Origin of the sequence: Bacteroides gallinarum DSM 18171 = JCM 13658 (genome assembly GCF_000374365.1) — a bacterium.
GTDB lineage: Bacteria > Bacteroidota > Bacteroidia > Bacteroidales > Bacteroidaceae > Bacteroides > Bacteroides gallinarum.
The window spans coordinates 43200-58218 of sequence record NZ_KB894130.1; the positions used below are offsets into that span (position 1 = coordinate 43200).

The following is a 15019-nucleotide window of genomic DNA, read 5'->3' on the forward strand; positions in this document are numbered from 1 at the left end:
GTCCGAAAATGCCCAGAATTATCCAAGAACATCACCCTCTTTTAGCCGGTTCAGTATCTCATTATAGATAATATCAACATCGCTTCTGAAATACTTGTATTGCTGATACAGGAAAGCCACATCCGCTATATTGTTTGAGATTGTACAAGGCCTTACTTTTGGAAATACATTTTCAAGAGCCTTTCGTACACCATTGGGGATACGCCCACCTGCTAATACACTCGGAACAAACAAAAAGAGGACAATAAACAAGAACTCTTTTCTTTGAATTATTCTTCCACGAGACGGTAAACCTATTACGCACAATACCTCTTTAAACATATCATATATAGCCGGTATAAGCTCAAGATTCGTCAATCGAGGTTTTACCAATTCAGCCTCTCTTTCCGAGAGTCTTGACTTCTGCTCGCGTATATTCTTTATCTCAGCAATAGAAGAAAATTCCTTTGTCAGATACATAATAATAAGGTGTTAGGCAGTGAAGCGTAACAAAAATAGCATATTAATAGGAAAAAATATATATAAACAAGAAGTATTTTACTGATTATCAACACATTAGTTAATATATTAATTAACAAGCTGATTAATATATTAATTCGACAAAGAAGAATTAGCCTTGCATACAAGACTGAATATAAAGTGATTAAATATAATTAGAGGGTAATGTTCCATACAAAATTAGTGCCAACAGCTATATATAAACAATGTATTGTTAAATATTCATAATAGACAAAATTTACCTTCTGCAAGTCTAATCTTTGAAAGAGAAACGAAAAACACAAAACAAGTTGTGCAAATGTTGTGCAAGTAACATAAAAACAAAAACGCTAATCATCTTATAACAAAGAGATTAGCGTTTATCTGAGTACTCGAAGCGGGACTTGAACCCGCACAGCCATTACTGGCCAAAGGATTTTAAGTCCTTCGTGTCTACCATTCCACCATTCGAGCATCCTTAAGAAGGAGAGCGGAAAACGAGACTCGAACTCGCGACCCTAACCTTGGCAAGGTTATGCTCTACCAACTGAGCTATTTCCGCAGGTTTTCGGAGAACGGTTGCAAAGATAAATAGTTTCCCCGTTACAGCCAAACTTTTCACTGGAAAAAAGTTAACTAAATGGGACGTACGATGTTAACCGGAGCGGTATCGATAAGTTAACATCATCAATACAAGAAGTTAACATCGTACATCGCAAGAAGTTAACCGACTGCGATTACCGGTTGAGCAATGCTTTTTCGGCCTGCTCCATTGTCTCGAAATTAAAACCTTCTACGACTTTCTGCATCAAAGCGGTAATTTCGTCATTGCATAAGTTACCGATACTACCCTCGTGCGTATGATGCACCTCCTTGCTATGAGAGAACTTACCGGCTTCGATGTCCATACCCACCTTCTTATAAGCATCACGGAACGGCATGCCTTCGCGTGCCAGGCGGTTCACCTCTTCCACACTAAAGATAAACAGATATTTGTCATCGTCGAGAATATGTTCGTTCACCTTGATTTCATTCATGATGTAAGTCGTCATCTGCAGGCAATCCTTCAATTCCTGGAAAGCAGGCAGGAACACCTCCTTGATAATCTGCAAATCGCGGAAATAGCCGGAAGGCAGGTTGTTAGCTATCATCATTATTTGCTGAGGCAACGATTGCAGCTTATTGCATTTGGCACGTGTCAGCTCGAACACATCCGGATTTTTCTTATGCGGCATGATGCTGGAACCGGTAGTGCACTCATCGGGTAACTTCACGAATCCGAAGTTCTGGCTGTTGAACATACAAGCATCGAACGCAAGCTTGGAAATAGTACCTGCGATACTTGCCAGGGCAAAAGCTACGTTACGCTCCATTTTCCCACGCCCCATTTGGGCATACACCACATTATAATTCAGCGAATCGAAACCCAGCAACCGGGTAGTCATCGTACGGTTCAACGGGAAAGAAGAACCGTATCCGGCGGCAGACCCCAGCGGATTACGGTTGCACATCTTGAAAGCAGCCTGCAAGAACAGCATATCATCCACCAGGCTCTCGGCATAAGCCCCGAACCACAGCCCGAAAGACGACGGCATTGCTATCTGCAAATGGGTATAACCCGGCATCAGCACGTTTTTATAACGCTCGCTCTGCATGATAAGCACATGAAAAAGCTGTTCCACGGCCTCGGCTATCTCCTTTATCTGCGTACGGGTAAAGAGCTTCAAATCCAGCAGCACCTGGTCGTTACGTGAACGGCCGCTATGGATTTTCTTCCCCACATCGCCCAATTTACGGGTCAGCATAAGCTCTACCTGAGAGTGGACATCTTCTACCCCTTCCTCTATCACGAACTCCCCTTTCCCGGCAGCAGCATAGATGTTTTTCAGCTCTGCAAGCAGCAGGGACAGCTCTTCTTTCGTCAGCAGGCCGATACTTTCCAGCATCGTGATATGCGCCATAGACCCCAGCACATCATGCTTTGCCAGATAAAGGTCCATTTCGCGGTCGCGTCCTACCGTAAAACGCTCTATATCCTTATTCACCTGAACGGATTTTTCCCAAAGTTTCTGAGCCATGATTTTTAGCGATTAATGATTAGTAACTGATTAGCGACAGAGCTTCCGCCATTTTCTCCAACCCCTCCTGCAAAGGTTTCTGCACCATAGTTTTCATAAACGGATTCAGCTCCATTCCAATGGTGAGCTTCATTTTACACTCCGTTTCCGTAACGGGCGCTATCTGTATCCACAGGTTGAACGGGAGCGGCGAGGCAGTCGTTGCAAACTTGATGCACTTGCAAGGTTCTTTCTCTACAATCTGCAACACGATTTTCCCGACCGGCGGTACTTCTATCGACAGAGTTTCCGCATCGAAACTCAAATTCTTCACCTTGTCCTGCGGCAAACGGTCTTTCACCTTATCCAAATTGGTAAGGTCTGAAAGCTTCTCATAAACAGCATTTTGCGAAGCAGGTATCACCTTCACCGCACTTTCGAATTTAGTCATAATCCAATGGTCTTTAAAAGACAAAAAGAACTATCCGGACAGTATCTATCCGAATGGCTCTTTCGTCATAATCTATCATTATAAAATAAGTCTTATTTTCCGGCTTCCCAATGTGCAGGGTCTTTGCGCCACTCATTCAGCGTAGCTATATCCTCTTCCTCGATATATCCCGTGCGAAGCGCAACTTCCATTACAGCCTCGTAATTGGTCAACGTCACCAAAGGAACCTTAGCGTCTTTGAAAGCCTTTTCCGCAATGGGGAATCCATAGGTGTAAGCGGCAACCATGCCGATAACCTCGCATCCGTCGCGACGGATAGCCTCTACGGCTTTCAGGCTGCTCCCGCCGGTAGAAATCAAATCTTCCACCACTACTACCTTCATACCCGGACGAAGCTCGCCTTCAATCAGGTTTTCCAAGCCGTGGTCTTTCGGAGTAGAGCGTACATATACAAACGGCAGGTTCAATGCATCGGCCACCAATGCTCCCTGGGGAATAGCTCCTGTGGCAACACCGGCAATCGCATCGACCTGACCGAAACGTTCCAGAATCAGACGCGTAATTTCCAATTTTACGAAATTACGGAGAGAAGGATATGAAAGGGTCTTACGGTTATCACAGTAAAACGGGGATTTCCACCCTGACGCCCAAGTAAAGGGATTAGCGGGTTGTAGTTTAATCGCTTTAATCTTCAACAACTTCTCTGCAAACAATCTTTCTAAAGTTTTCATAGCTAAACTAACTATTATTAAATATGCTGCAAAAATACAGAAAGCTAACGAGAATAAAAAAAAGAATACGGATAATTTTTACTCCCAACAGTCATTTTCACCGGAAAGCGTAATGCAATGACGAATATCTTTCATCTCGAACCCCCTGCTCAGGGCGAAACGCACCAATTTGCCGTTCAGCTCGAATTCATTTTCGGCACGGACACTCTTGCGCTTCGCCGCCAACAAATCGTTCAGCACGGCAAGGTATTCATCCTCGTCGATTTCATTCAGGTACGAAGAGAAAACCCGCCGGGGGATTTTCTTTAATTGAAGCGCCTGCCCGATTTTCACCTTGCCCCATTTGGCAAAACGGTACTTATCATGGATAAAAGCGCGGCAGAAGCGCTCCTCATCGATGTATTTCTCCTGCTCCAAGCGATTGATAATACGCTCTATGGCATCGTAAGGGATACCCCAGCGTTGCAGTTTCTCCGTAACTTCCGCCCGGCAATGCTCTGCAGCGGAACAATAAGCCGCCAGGCGGTTCAAAGCATCTGTTTCTGTAATTTCTATCATCGTTCTGCGATTACAATCCGGTCGTTTCCGGAAATATCTTTTAAAATCCGTGGATTGGCATATCCCTGCCCGCAAAGCATCGTAGCCGTAGCTTCCCCGTAAGCACGGTTTATCTCAAAATACAGCCGGCCTCCGGGCACGAGCATCGTCCTGCCCAGCTCCGCAATGCGCCGATAAAAAAGGAGCGGGTCGTTATCCGGAACAAATAAGGCCGAAAAAGGTTCCCAATCCAAAACATTGCGTTCCATTGCCTCTTTCTCCGACTCCGTAACATACGGCGGATTACTGACAATAACCTCGTAACACTCACCGGTATCGGGAACATACGTCAGCACATCCCGCTGCACGAAACCGACCGACGCCTGCAACTCGTCATTATTGCGGCGGGCAATGCTGAGCGCATCGCTCGAAATATCCCAAGCCGTAACCCTCGCATCCGGGAGTGCCTTGGAAAGAGAAACGGCAATGCAGCCGCTTCCCGTCCCGATGTCGAGAATACGGGCATCGGAAGGAACCTCCCGCAACATCGCCTCTACCAGCTCCTCCGTTTCCGGTCTGGGAATCAATACGCCCGGAGCCACATGGAAAGAGCGTTCCAGGAAACGGGCAATGCCCTGAATATACTGTATCGGCTCGAAATTGCGCAAACGGGCAAGAATGCTATCCAAATCCTGCCTCTCTTTTGGGGATAAAATTATATCTTTGCCCAGGTAATAATCAATCGCACTCTGCCCCAGCATCTCGCAACAGACGATACGGGACAGATTGGCAGCTTCCTGTGCAGAATAGCTCTCCTGCAAAGCACGGCGGATATGAGAGGCGGAAACATTCATAACATTCGGCATTCGGGTTGCAAAAATAGTGTAAGTTAAGAGTAATACAAAGTATGGAAGAAGAAAAATACATGCGCCGCTGCATCCAACTGGCGCGGAACGGAATGTGCAATGCGGCTCCCAACCCAATGGTAGGCGCGGTAATCGTATGCGACGGAAAAATTATCGGCGAAGGATATCATGTACGTTGCGGCGAAGCACATGCCGAAGTCAACGCAATCCGTTCCGTAAAAGACCCCTCTTTGCTGAAATGTTCCACAATCTACGTCAGCCTGGAACCCTGCTCCCACTATGGGAAAACCCCACCGTGCGCCGACCTTATCATCGAAAAGCAAATCCCCCGTATCGTAATCGGTTGCCGCGACCCCTTCTCCAAAGTGGCGGGGCGAGGAATTCAAAAGCTGAAAGATGCCGGGCGGGAAGTCGTCACCGGCGTATTGGAGGAAGAATGCAAAAACCTAATCCGCCGTTTTATCACCTTCCACACCTTGCACCGCCCGTACATCACCCTGAAATGGGCGGAATCGGCGGACAAATACATAGACTACCGCCGCGAAAGCGGAACCCCGGTCATCTTGTCGACCCCGTTGACCTCCATGCTTGTACACAAGAAGCGAGCAGAACACAGTGCCATTATGGTAGGTACACGCACAGCCGAGCTGGACAATCCCAGCCTGACCGTGCGTCACTGGCAAGGAACGTCGCCCGTACGCATCGTATTGGACAGGCGGCAACGACTGTCGCCCGCCCTGCATCTGTTTGACGGAGATGTCCGTACGCTCGTGTTCACGGAAAAGCCGAAGACAGCACAAGCCAATGTGGAATACATCCCTATCGACTTCCAACGGGATATACTGCCGCAAATCATGGAGTACCTGTATGCGCAAGGGCTGCAATCCTTGTTGGTAGAAGGAGGGAATATCCTTTTGCAATCTTTCATCGACGCCGGGATGTGGGATGAAGCTTTTGTCGAAGAAAGTCCTCTAAAACTTCTTTCCGGTGTTAAAGCACCTGAAATGAGCAATAAAATACCTTATGCCCACGAGCAATATTTCGGGAGAAGTTTCCGGCATTACATCGCCGCGAGATTAGGCTAATAGCCTTATTCACGGGCATTTTAATCGAGAAAAACAGCCATATTATCTATAATTTTATATAAAACTTGCCGATAAAGCTGTTTATAGAAAAAAATGTTCCTATTTTTGCAACTTGTAAATAAACACTAACTTTCAAAATGAGAATAAAGTTTTTAGCAATAATCGCGGGTTTCATTTTCGTATCAATCGCAATAAGCTCGTGCCTCGACTCCGATGATAACACAATAGAATTGAGCTCTGACGCTACGGTGCACGCCTTCGGCATCGACACGATATACGGCAAATCCTATAAATTCACGATAGACCAGCTAAACAGGGAAATCTACAATCAGGACTCGCTGCCCATGGGAGCAGATACGATTCTCGACCGTATATTAATCGACACCTTCACCGTAAGCGGCTGGATTACTTCCGGAATCGGTGATACCATATTTGTCCAGACAGATTCCGTAGACCTCAGGGAAGCCATTAACAAAGCGCAAGGGGAAGGTATGAAATTCAAGGTACACGCCCCCGACCAGACTACATACCGGGAATACTCCCTCACAATCCGCGTGCACAAGCAAGACCCGGACTCTTTGGTCTGGGACAAAATGGAAACAGCGCTTCCCGCCCCGATTGCTCTCGGCAAACAAGCAAAAGCCATACTTTTCAATGGGGATTTATGGGTATTCACCTCCTCCAAAGCATACCGGACACCTACAAGAGGAGGAGCATACTGGATGAATACGGGAGAAACGTACGGTTGGGAAGAAGAACCTTATGACCTTCAATCACCACTTCCCTCCAACGCCAAACTGGAATCTCTCGTATGTTTCAAATACAACGAAGGAGATGATGTCAAGCAAACACTTTACCTCGTAACAACAGACCATAAGGTATACGCTTCCGAAGACGGTCTTGCATGGAATGAAGAAACCAGGTGGAATGGTATAAGCAACATCCAGACGCTGATTGCAAGTTTCACCAATACGCTGACTATCGTTGCCGACGGCAATAAGGTCTACACAGCCAACTATAACGGTAGCGAATGGACAACAAGTACAGAAACCGTAATCGAGGAAGCCGGTTTCCCTATTTCGAACATATACTCCACCTATTTCGAAAACAACTACCAGCCGCAGGTAATGATAGTAGGGGCAAACACCGATAGCGACAGTCAGCAGACCGTACCGTGGGCTTCTTCCGACGGTTGGAAATGGTATTCCCTGAAAAATACAAGTTCCTACGAAATATATTGTCCCAAGATGAATTATCCGGCACTAATGTACTACGGCGAAAACTTCTACATCTTCGGCAGTGTGGAAAACAACAAGCTCGATGCTATCTATTCCTCCGTCAATGGCATATCCTGGCGCAAAACCGAAAAGAAATTCCTATTGGACAAAGCCATGAATATCGCCGCCCCGTATTCCATTGTTGCCGACAGCCCCTATATATGGGTGATATTCGGCGGCGACGGAAGTACGAATGAAGTTTGGCGCGGACATCTCAACAAACTGATGCCGCCTGTGCAATCCGTACAATAGCCCTATTATTCCCCTTAACTTAATATTATATAGTAAGGTAATAGTAACCAAGACAAGAGATGTAAGTATAGAAAGATGCTAAATACAGAAGAACTCGATTTAAACCGGATTCCACAACACGTGGCAATTATCATGGACGGCAACGGACGCTGGGCAAAGCTGCGCGGGCAAGAACGCAGCTACGGACACCAGGCCGGTGCTGAGACGGTACATATCATTGCAGAAGAAGCGTCTATTTTAGGCATCAAATACCTGACACTATATACGTTCTCCACCGAGAACTGGAACCGTCCCTCCAATGAAGTCGCCGCATTAATGGCACTCCTTTTCGACTCTATCGAAGAAGAGACATTCATGAAGAACAACATCAGATTCCGGATTATCGGAGACTTGATCAAGCTTCCCGCCAACGTACGGGAACGTCTTGAAACCTGTGCAACACACACATCCACCAATACGGGGATGACCTTGGTGCTGGCTATCAGCTACTCATCCCGTTGGGAGATAACGGAAGCCGCACGCCAGATTGCCGCTTTAGTGCAAAAAGGCGAATTGAGCCCCGAACAAATAGACAGCGACCTGCTATCCCGGCATCTCACCACCGACTTTATGCCCGACCCGGATTTACTGATACGTACAGGCGGGGAAATCCGCCTGAGCAACTACCTGCTTTGGCAATGCGCCTATTCGGAACTTTATTTCTGCGACACCTACTGGCCGGACTTCCATAAAGAGGAACTTCACAAAGCCATTCGCGACTACCAGAAACGCGAACGCAGATTCGGCAAAACCAGTGAACAAATCAGTTAAATTGAGAAATAAAAATTGAGAAATAACTTATAATTTGTAATTCATAAAATAATGCACTATCGTATTTTCTCCATACTCGTAACGTTTATCTGCCTCTTTAGCTGTGCACTGTCCAGCATGGCACAGGACACAAGCAATACCGATGAAGGCGAAAAGCCCGTTATCCTCTATTCGGGAACGCCCAAGAAGTATGAAATAGCAGATATAAAGGTCGTAGGAGCCAAGAATTATGAAGATTATGTAATCATCGGCTTATCCGGATTATCGAAAGGCCAGACAATCACCGTACCCGGCGATGAAATAACGCAAGCCTGTAAACGCTACTGGCGTCACGGACTGTTCTCCGACGTACAGGTTACCGCGGATAAAATCGAAGGCGACAAAATCTGGCTTACAATCCACTTGACAATGCGTCCCCGCGTATCCGACATCCGCTACCACGGCGTAAAGAAGTCCGAGCGCGAAGACCTGGAAGCCAGAGTAGGTCTGATAAAAGGTAATCAGATTACTCCCAACCTGATAGACCGTGCCAAGACGCTGATTAAACGATACTTTGACGACAAAGGCTTCAAGAACGCAGATATTATCATCACGCAGAAAGACGACCCAAAAAACGACAACCAGGTGCTGGTAGACATCAATATCGATAAGAAGGAGAAAGTAAAAGTACATAAGATTACGATTACCGGCAACCAAGCCATTACCACGAAGAAATTGAAACGGGTAATGAAGAAAACGAACGAAAAAGGCAAGTTAATCAACCTTTTCCGTACCAAGAAATTCGTAGAGGAGAACTTCGAGGCCGACAAGCAACTCATTATAGACAAGTACAACGAGCTGGGTTACCGCGATGCCATGATTGTAAAAGACAGCATCAAGCCCTATGACGAACGCACCGTAGATATCTCCCTTGAAATCGAAGAAGGGCAGAAATACTACCTGCGCAACGTAACCTGGGTAGGTAATACGCTCTATCCCTCCGAACAATTGAACTTCCTGCTGCGCATGAAGAAAGGTGACGTCTACAACCAGAAACTGCTGGAAGAACGTACCAGCACGGACGAAGATGCAATCGGCAACCTCTACTACAACAACGGTTACCTGTTCTACTCGCTCGACCCCGTAGAAGTAAACATCGTAGGCGACTCTATCGACCTGGAGATGCGTATCTTCGAAGGCCGCCAAGCCACTATCAACAAGATTAGCATCAACGGTAACGACCGCCTGTACGAAAATGTAGTCCGCCGCGAGCTGCGTACCCGCCCGGGACAATTGTTCAGCCGTGAAGACCTGATGCGTTCCATGCGTGAAATCCAGCAAATGGGACACTTCGACCCCGAACAAATCACACCGGACATCCAGCCCAAACCGGAAGACGGAACGGTAGACATCGGTTACGACCTCGTTTCCAAAGCCAACGACCAGGTAGAATTCTCCGCCGGTTGGGGACAAACGGGTATCATCGGCAAGCTGAGCCTGAAATTTACGAACTTCTCCGTAGCCAACCTGCTGCATCCGGGTGAAAACTACCGCGGAATCCTGCCGCAAGGCGACGGGCAGACACTGACAATCAGCGGACAGACCAATGCCAAATACTACCAGTCGTACAGCGTATCGTTCTACGACCCGTGGTTCGGTGGCAAGCGTCCGAACGCATTCTCCGTATCCGCCTTCTACTCCCGCCAGACCGATATCAGCAGCCGTTACTACAACTCGGCATACATGAACAGCTATTACAACAGCTATTACAGCGGCTTGTACGGTTACGGCATGTACAACTACGGCAACTACAACAGCTACGAAAACTACTACGACCCCGACAAATCTATCCAGATGTGGGGACTTGCAGTAATGTTCGGTAAGCGTCTGAAATGGCCTGATGACTACTTCCAGTTTACAGCCGAGCTGGCCTACCAGCGCTATATCCTGAGCGACTGGCAGTACTTCCCCGTAACCAACGGCAAGTGCAACAACCTGAGCATCAACCTTACTTTGTCGCGTAGCTCTATCGACAACCCTATCTACCCGCGCCAAGGTTCCGAGTTCTCGCTGTCGGCACAGTTAACGCCGCCCTACTCCCTGTTCGACGGTACGGACTACAGCAAGTACAGTACCAGCAACCAGGACGACATGAACAAGATGCACAAATGGATAGAATACCACAAATGGAAATTCAAATCCAAAATATACATCCCGCTGTTAGACCCCATATCCGTAAAACGTACTCCGGTATTAATGGGACGTGTAGAGTTCGGTTTGTTAGGACACTACAATAAATACAAGAAATCCCCGTTCGAAACCTTCGACGTAGGTGGCGACGGTATGACAGGCTATTCCAGCTATGCAACCGAAAGTATCGCCCTGCGCGGATACGAAAACAGCTCTCTTACCCCTTACGGATACGAAGGCTACGCATACACACGCCTCGGCCTGGAATTAAGATATCCGCTGATGCTGGAAACAAGTACCAGTATTTATGCGTTGACTTTTGTCGAAGCCGGTAATGCCTGGCACGATGTGAACAAGTTCAACCCGTTCGACTTGAAACGTTCTGCCGGCGTCGGTGTCCGTATCTTCCTTCCGATGATTGGTATGATGGGTATCGACTGGGCTTACGGTTTCGACAAAGTGTTCGGAAGAAGCGACTACGGCGGCAGCCAGTTCCACTTCATCTTAGGACAAGAGTTCTAAATTGTTTAACTAAAACCAGAACGTTATGAAAAAGAGTTTATTAATTATGTTTCTGCTGTTTGCCGCAGGTATTACAGCCAACGCACAGAAGTTTGCCCTAATCGACATGGAATATATCTTAAAGCATATCCCCGCTTACCAAAGTGCGAATGACGAACTGAACCGGGCTTCCAAGCAATGGCAAGGCGAAATAGAGAAGCTGGGCAAGGAAGCCAAAAGCTTGTACGACAGCTACCAGGCATCTGCTAAAACCCTTTCCGATGCACAAAAGTCCAAGAAGGAAGAAGAAATCGTAGCCAAAGAGAAAGCCGCCGCCGAGTTGCGTCGTAAATACTTCGGTCCCGAAGGCGAACTTTTCAAAAAGCGCGAGGCGCTGATGCAGCCTATCCAGGACGATATATACGAAGCCATAAAGGAAATTTCGACACAGAGAGGCTATGCCGTAGTAGCAGACCGCGCATCTGCATCGAGCATTATCTTCGCCTCTCCAAGCATCGACATAAGTAATGAAGTACTTACAAAATTAGGATATTCAAATTAATTTCATACATTTGCATCCTATACAACGAATAATCAAATAAATAATAACATTATGCTTAAAAAAATCGCACTGCTCGTAGTTATGTTTGCCCTCCCCCTGGGGGCTATGGCGCAAACAAAATTCGCTCACATGAACTCGCAAGAGGTAATTATCACCATGCCGGAATACACTAAAGCGCAATCCGACCTGGATAATATGTCCAAAGAGTACCAGGCAGAAATGCAGCGTACCCAGGAAGAGTTCAATAAGAAGTATCAGGAATTCCTGGCACAAGCCGACTCACTGCCGAAGAACATCGCAGAAAGACGCCAAAAAGAATTGCAGGACATGGCACAGCGCCAGGAGCAATTCCAGCAAGAGGCTTACCAATCCATGCAAAAAGCACAGCAAGATGCCATGACTCCTATCTATAAAAAGCTGGACGAGGCTATCCAGGCTGTAGGCAAAGCCGAAGGCGTAGTATATATCTTCGACCTGGCGCGTACCCCGATACCTTACGTTGGTACACAAAGTATAGATGTAACTGCCAAAGTAAAAACGCAGCTCGGCATCAAATAGCGCCGGTATCCAACAAACCGCATACCTCTAAACGAGGAATTCACCCGAAGGGTCAGGCTGTCAGCAGCCTGACCTTTTTTTATACCCTGCCCTCTCACTGTTCCTTCACCTTCTCTTTGTCTTCCTTCGTTTCCCTTTTCACTTTTCCTCACCTTCCCTTTCCCCCTTTTCTTCATCTTTCCTTTCTTTCTCATTCTTTCACTTCTCATTTTTCCTCACCAAATCCTTTTTCAACACAGAGGGGACGGAGTTTCACGGAGGTCACAGAGTTAGTTAGTTCTTCGGGTACTTCTTCGGAACAGCTATCCTTGCCAACGTAGTGCTCGGCTACGTAGCCGAAATGGCAGGCTGGGACTGGACTTTCATACTGCTGATAATAGCCTGCGCCCTATCCATTGTCTTTATGTCCTTTACATACAAAGAAGAGAAAGCTGCTAGAAGGTAGCAACATAGTACTACAAAAACAAACAAATAACAATGAAGAATATGAATTCCACACAACAAGACAAGAGCAATAAGAATATACATTCCATATATAGATTTTTGTTCATAATCCTATTAGTAAGCAGCTACCCGGTATCGGGTTCCTCACAAACCTACCGCAAAATATCCGGCTGGACGGATGAAACCAACAATAGGATTGAAAGCTTTCTGAACACTACGATTACAATGAATATCCGCAAGGTAGCCGTATTCGACGGCGACGGAACCGTTATCGGGCAAACCCCTTATTACCTTGCCGATGAAGCCCTCTACCGCTATGCCGATAAATACTATAAAGGCAGGAAAGACCCGCAGGCGGTGAGCAAGCTCGCCATACTGAACCGCATGGTGAAAGACGGTAATAACGTAGGCAAAGCCTACGTAGAAGACCGCGTACATTTTCTGTCCGGAATGACACCCGCCGAAATAATGGACATGGGTTACGAATGCTACCTCGACTCATATCAAGGAAAGTTCTACCCCGAAATGAAACAGCTGATTGCCAACCTCAAAGAATACGGTTTCGAAGTATGGATACTGACTGCATCGCCGGAATTTCTCTACCAAAAGTTCCTTGCGGAAGAACTGGGACTACCCGATACACAAATCTTGGGAGTAAAATCCGTTGTTGCAAACGGAGTGCTGACGGACGAAATCATCATGCCCATTCCCCAGGACGACGGTAAAGCCAATGTAATACCTACCTTCATCAAAACGCGCCCACTGGTTGTCGGAGGCAACAGCCGTGGCGATATGGACATGCTGAACCAGTCGTGCGGCCTAAAGATTGTCGTAAACCCGGACGATGCAACCGTAAGAGGCAAGGAAGACGGTGCGATGAGCGGCTATACCGTCAAGCAATACTGGGAAAAAGAAGGCGCGGTTATCGTGAGATGCAACGACGTTCCCGACCCCGAAACAAAGTTCCACACAGAGAGTTGGAAAATCAGAACCAACAAACCAAATCCTCGCTAAGAGGAACATTATTCATATTAAATCTATACGACATGAAACAAAAAATCATCGGTGTGCTCTTTTTGAGCGGTACCATGCTGGTACCAAACCTTGCATTTGCAGACTCCAAACCGGAAGCCGCAACAGAGACTCTAACCGTTACAGAAACAGAGGCCGTTGCTGCCGAAAGCTCCGAACCGGCAAAATGGGAAAAAGTATTGGAGAAACTGCCCAAGCTCTCTGGCTATCTTCAAACCGGCTGGAACTACAGCTCCGTCGGCGACGGAACATCATCGTTCCAGGCAAAACGCCTCCGCCTGATAATGGACGGAAATGTAACCAAGAACATATCCTTCCGCTTACAGATTGAAGGCTTCAACGGTATTGCCGGCTCCACCAACGGCAACGGGCAGAAAAACCTGCAAATAATGGACGCCTTTGTTACCGCAAAGATTTCGAAAGCCTTCCAGGTACGTGTAGGACAATACTATCTGCCACTCGGTTACGAAAACTACGACCTCTCCCCGGCAACGCTGGAAACCGTCGATTTCTCGAACATCTGCTACCGTATGGTCTGCCGCAATGCTATCGGGTACGACTTCGTAGATTACGGACGCGACCTCGGCATCATGGCCTTCGGCGACCTTTTCACGGACGAAGCAAGAGGATTCAGCCGTTTAAGCTACAACCTGTCATTGTCTAACGGTCATCTCCCGATGAAAGACGACAACAACAAGTCCAAAGACCTCGTTGCCGCCCTGACCTTCCGCCCAACAAAATTTTTCAATATAAAAGCCTCCTACAACTGGGGCGAATACAAAGGCACGGTCAACGACGAATCATTCAATTACCAGCCGATGAACCGCGTCATCGTAGGCGCATGGTACAACGACCCGAAAGGCCTTGACCTGCGTGCGGAATACGGGCACATAGGAAGCAGCGCAGACGGGCACGATGTAATCAAAGAAGACGGTTTCTATGCTTTGGCAGGCTGGCATGCAGGCAAATTCCTGCCGGTAGTACGCTACGACTTCTATCGCGACAAGGTAAACGACAGTAGCCTGAACAACTACGACCGCGTGCTCCTGGGACTTACCTGCAATCCTTGCAACCATGTAAAGATACAAGCTAATTACAGCCACTCTTTCTATACCGACAAAGCAAAGGATGCAAGCAACAAGGGCAAAAGAGGTTCTGACCAGATTCAATTAATGGGTGTTTTCTATTTCTAAACATACTAAAATCATAT

At 47.0% G+C, this 15019-nt stretch carries 14 protein-coding genes, 2 tRNA genes and 1 pseudogene; 9 read left to right on the plus strand and 8 right to left on the minus strand.

Features of this window, described 5'->3' with window-relative positions; all coding sequences use genetic code 11:
- Nucleotides 1-18: 18 nt before the first annotated feature.
- From C233_RS0110595 to prmC, 8 genes are all read right to left on the minus strand, one after another.
- Complete coding sequence (locus C233_RS0110595) at nt 19-459, minus strand: hypothetical protein (RefSeq protein WP_018667571.1); 441 nt, start codon at nt 457-459, stop codon at nt 19-21.
- Nucleotides 460-866: 407 nt separating this feature from the next.
- A tRNA-Leu gene (locus C233_RS0110600) sits at nt 867-951 on the minus strand.
- 15 nt (nt 952-966) lie between these two features.
- Nucleotides 967-1039, minus strand: a tRNA-Gly gene (locus tag C233_RS0110605).
- A 175-nt stretch (nt 1040-1214) separates the two neighbouring features.
- Nucleotides 1215-2555, minus strand: coding sequence for an argininosuccinate lyase (gene argH, locus C233_RS0110610; protein ID WP_018667572.1), 1341 nt, complete (start codon nt 2553-2555; stop codon nt 1215-1217).
- Nucleotides 2556-2574: 19 nt separating this feature from the next.
- Entirely contained in the window at nt 2575-2985 is a 411-nt protein-coding gene (locus C233_RS0110615) for an SRPBCC family protein (RefSeq protein ID WP_018667573.1), read from the minus strand.
- Between the two features lie 92 nt (nt 2986-3077).
- Complete coding sequence (pyrE, locus tag C233_RS0110620; protein ID WP_025069024.1) at nt 3078-3716, minus strand: orotate phosphoribosyltransferase; 639 nt, start codon at nt 3714-3716, stop codon at nt 3078-3080.
- 78 nt (nt 3717-3794) lie between these two features.
- Nucleotides 3795-4274 (minus strand): regulatory protein RecX, encoded by a 480-nt coding sequence (locus C233_RS0110625; RefSeq protein ID WP_018667575.1) that lies wholly within the window; start codon nt 4272-4274, stop codon nt 3795-3797.
- Nucleotides 4271-5107, minus strand: a complete 837-nt coding sequence (gene prmC / locus C233_RS0110630; RefSeq protein WP_018667576.1) for a peptide chain release factor N(5)-glutamine methyltransferase — start codon at nt 5105-5107, stop codon at nt 4271-4273. Before prmC ends, C233_RS0110625 begins: the two co-directional genes overlap by 4 nt.
- A gap of 53 nt (nt 5108-5160) precedes the next feature.
- Between prmC and ribD the strand changes: the two genes are divergently transcribed.
- From ribD to C233_RS0110670, 9 genes and pseudogenes are all read left to right on the plus strand, one after another.
- Nucleotides 5161-6204, plus strand: coding sequence for a bifunctional diaminohydroxyphosphoribosylaminopyrimidine deaminase/5-amino-6-(5-phosphoribosylamino)uracil reductase RibD (gene ribD / locus C233_RS0110635; protein ID WP_018667577.1), 1044 nt, complete (start codon nt 5161-5163; stop codon nt 6202-6204).
- A 137-nt stretch (nt 6205-6341) separates the two neighbouring features.
- Entirely contained in the window at nt 6342-7733 is a 1392-nt protein-coding gene (locus C233_RS0110640; RefSeq protein ID WP_018667578.1) for a DUF6242 domain-containing protein, read from the plus strand.
- 75 nt (nt 7734-7808) lie between these two features.
- A complete protein-coding gene (locus C233_RS0110645) occupies nt 7809-8543 on the plus strand; it encodes an isoprenyl transferase (RefSeq protein WP_025069023.1) in 735 nt (244 codons plus the stop codon).
- A 51-nt stretch (nt 8544-8594) separates the two neighbouring features.
- Complete coding sequence (gene bamA, locus C233_RS0110650; RefSeq protein WP_018667580.1) at nt 8595-11234, plus strand: outer membrane protein assembly factor BamA; 2640 nt, start codon at nt 8595-8597, stop codon at nt 11232-11234.
- A gap of 25 nt (nt 11235-11259) precedes the next feature.
- The gene (locus tag C233_RS0110655; RefSeq protein ID WP_025069022.1) at nt 11260-11775 is read left to right on the plus strand and encodes an OmpH/Skp family outer membrane protein; all 516 of its coding nucleotides are present in this window, start codon (nt 11260-11262) and stop codon (nt 11773-11775) included.
- A 51-nt stretch (nt 11776-11826) separates the two neighbouring features.
- A complete protein-coding gene (locus C233_RS0110660) occupies nt 11827-12333 on the plus strand; it encodes an OmpH/Skp family outer membrane protein (RefSeq protein WP_018667582.1) in 507 nt (168 codons plus the stop codon).
- Nucleotides 12334-12610: 277 nt separating this feature from the next.
- Nucleotides 12611-12778, plus strand: a pseudogene (gene glpT / locus C233_RS24825) (glycerol-3-phosphate transporter); the annotation flags it as partial.
- A gap of 32 nt (nt 12779-12810) precedes the next feature.
- Entirely contained in the window at nt 12811-13791 is a 981-nt protein-coding gene (locus C233_RS0110665) for an HAD family hydrolase (RefSeq protein ID WP_018667583.1), read from the plus strand.
- A 32-nt stretch (nt 13792-13823) separates the two neighbouring features.
- Nucleotides 13824-15002: a porin gene (locus C233_RS0110670; RefSeq protein WP_018667584.1), complete on the plus strand. Its 1179-nt coding sequence runs from the start codon at nt 13824-13826 to the stop codon at nt 15000-15002.
- The last annotated feature ends 17 nt before the right edge of the window (nt 15003-15019 follow it).

Bases quoted from the DNA above. Each gene is read 5' to 3' on its own strand.
- C233_RS0110595 (WP_018667571.1), bottom strand. From the start codon at position 459: ATGTATCTGACAAAGGAATTTTCTTCTATTGCTGAGATAAAGAATATA.
- argH (WP_018667572.1), bottom strand. From the start codon at position 2,555: ATGGCTCAGAAACTTTGGGAAAAATCCGTTCAGGTGAATAAGGATATA.
- C233_RS0110615 (WP_018667573.1), bottom strand. From the start codon at position 2,985: ATGACTAAATTCGAAAGTGCGGTGAAGGTGATACCTGCTTCGCAAAAT.
- pyrE (WP_025069024.1), bottom strand. From the start codon at position 3,716: ATGAAAACTTTAGAAAGATTGTTTGCAGAGAAGTTGTTGAAGATTAAA.
- C233_RS0110625 (WP_018667575.1), bottom strand. From the start codon at position 4,274: ATGATAGAAATTACAGAAACAGATGCTTTGAACCGCCTGGCGGCTTAT.
- prmC (WP_018667576.1), bottom strand. From the start codon at position 5,107: ATGAATGTTTCCGCCTCTCATATCCGCCGTGCTTTGCAGGAGAGCTAT.
- ribD (WP_018667577.1), top strand. From the start codon at position 5,161: ATGGAAGAAGAAAAATACATGCGCCGCTGCATCCAACTGGCGCGGAAC.
- C233_RS0110640 (WP_018667578.1), top strand. From the start codon at position 6,342: ATGAGAATAAAGTTTTTAGCAATAATCGCGGGTTTCATTTTCGTATCA.
- C233_RS0110645 (WP_025069023.1), top strand. From the start codon at position 7,809: ATGCTAAATACAGAAGAACTCGATTTAAACCGGATTCCACAACACGTG.
- bamA (WP_018667580.1), top strand. From the start codon at position 8,595: ATGCACTATCGTATTTTCTCCATACTCGTAACGTTTATCTGCCTCTTT.
- C233_RS0110655 (WP_025069022.1), top strand. From the start codon at position 11,260: ATGAAAAAGAGTTTATTAATTATGTTTCTGCTGTTTGCCGCAGGTATT.
- C233_RS0110660 (WP_018667582.1), top strand. From the start codon at position 11,827: ATGCTTAAAAAAATCGCACTGCTCGTAGTTATGTTTGCCCTCCCCCTG.
- C233_RS0110665 (WP_018667583.1), top strand. From the start codon at position 12,811: ATGAAGAATATGAATTCCACACAACAAGACAAGAGCAATAAGAATATA.
- C233_RS0110670 (WP_018667584.1), top strand. From the start codon at position 13,824: ATGAAACAAAAAATCATCGGTGTGCTCTTTTTGAGCGGTACCATGCTG.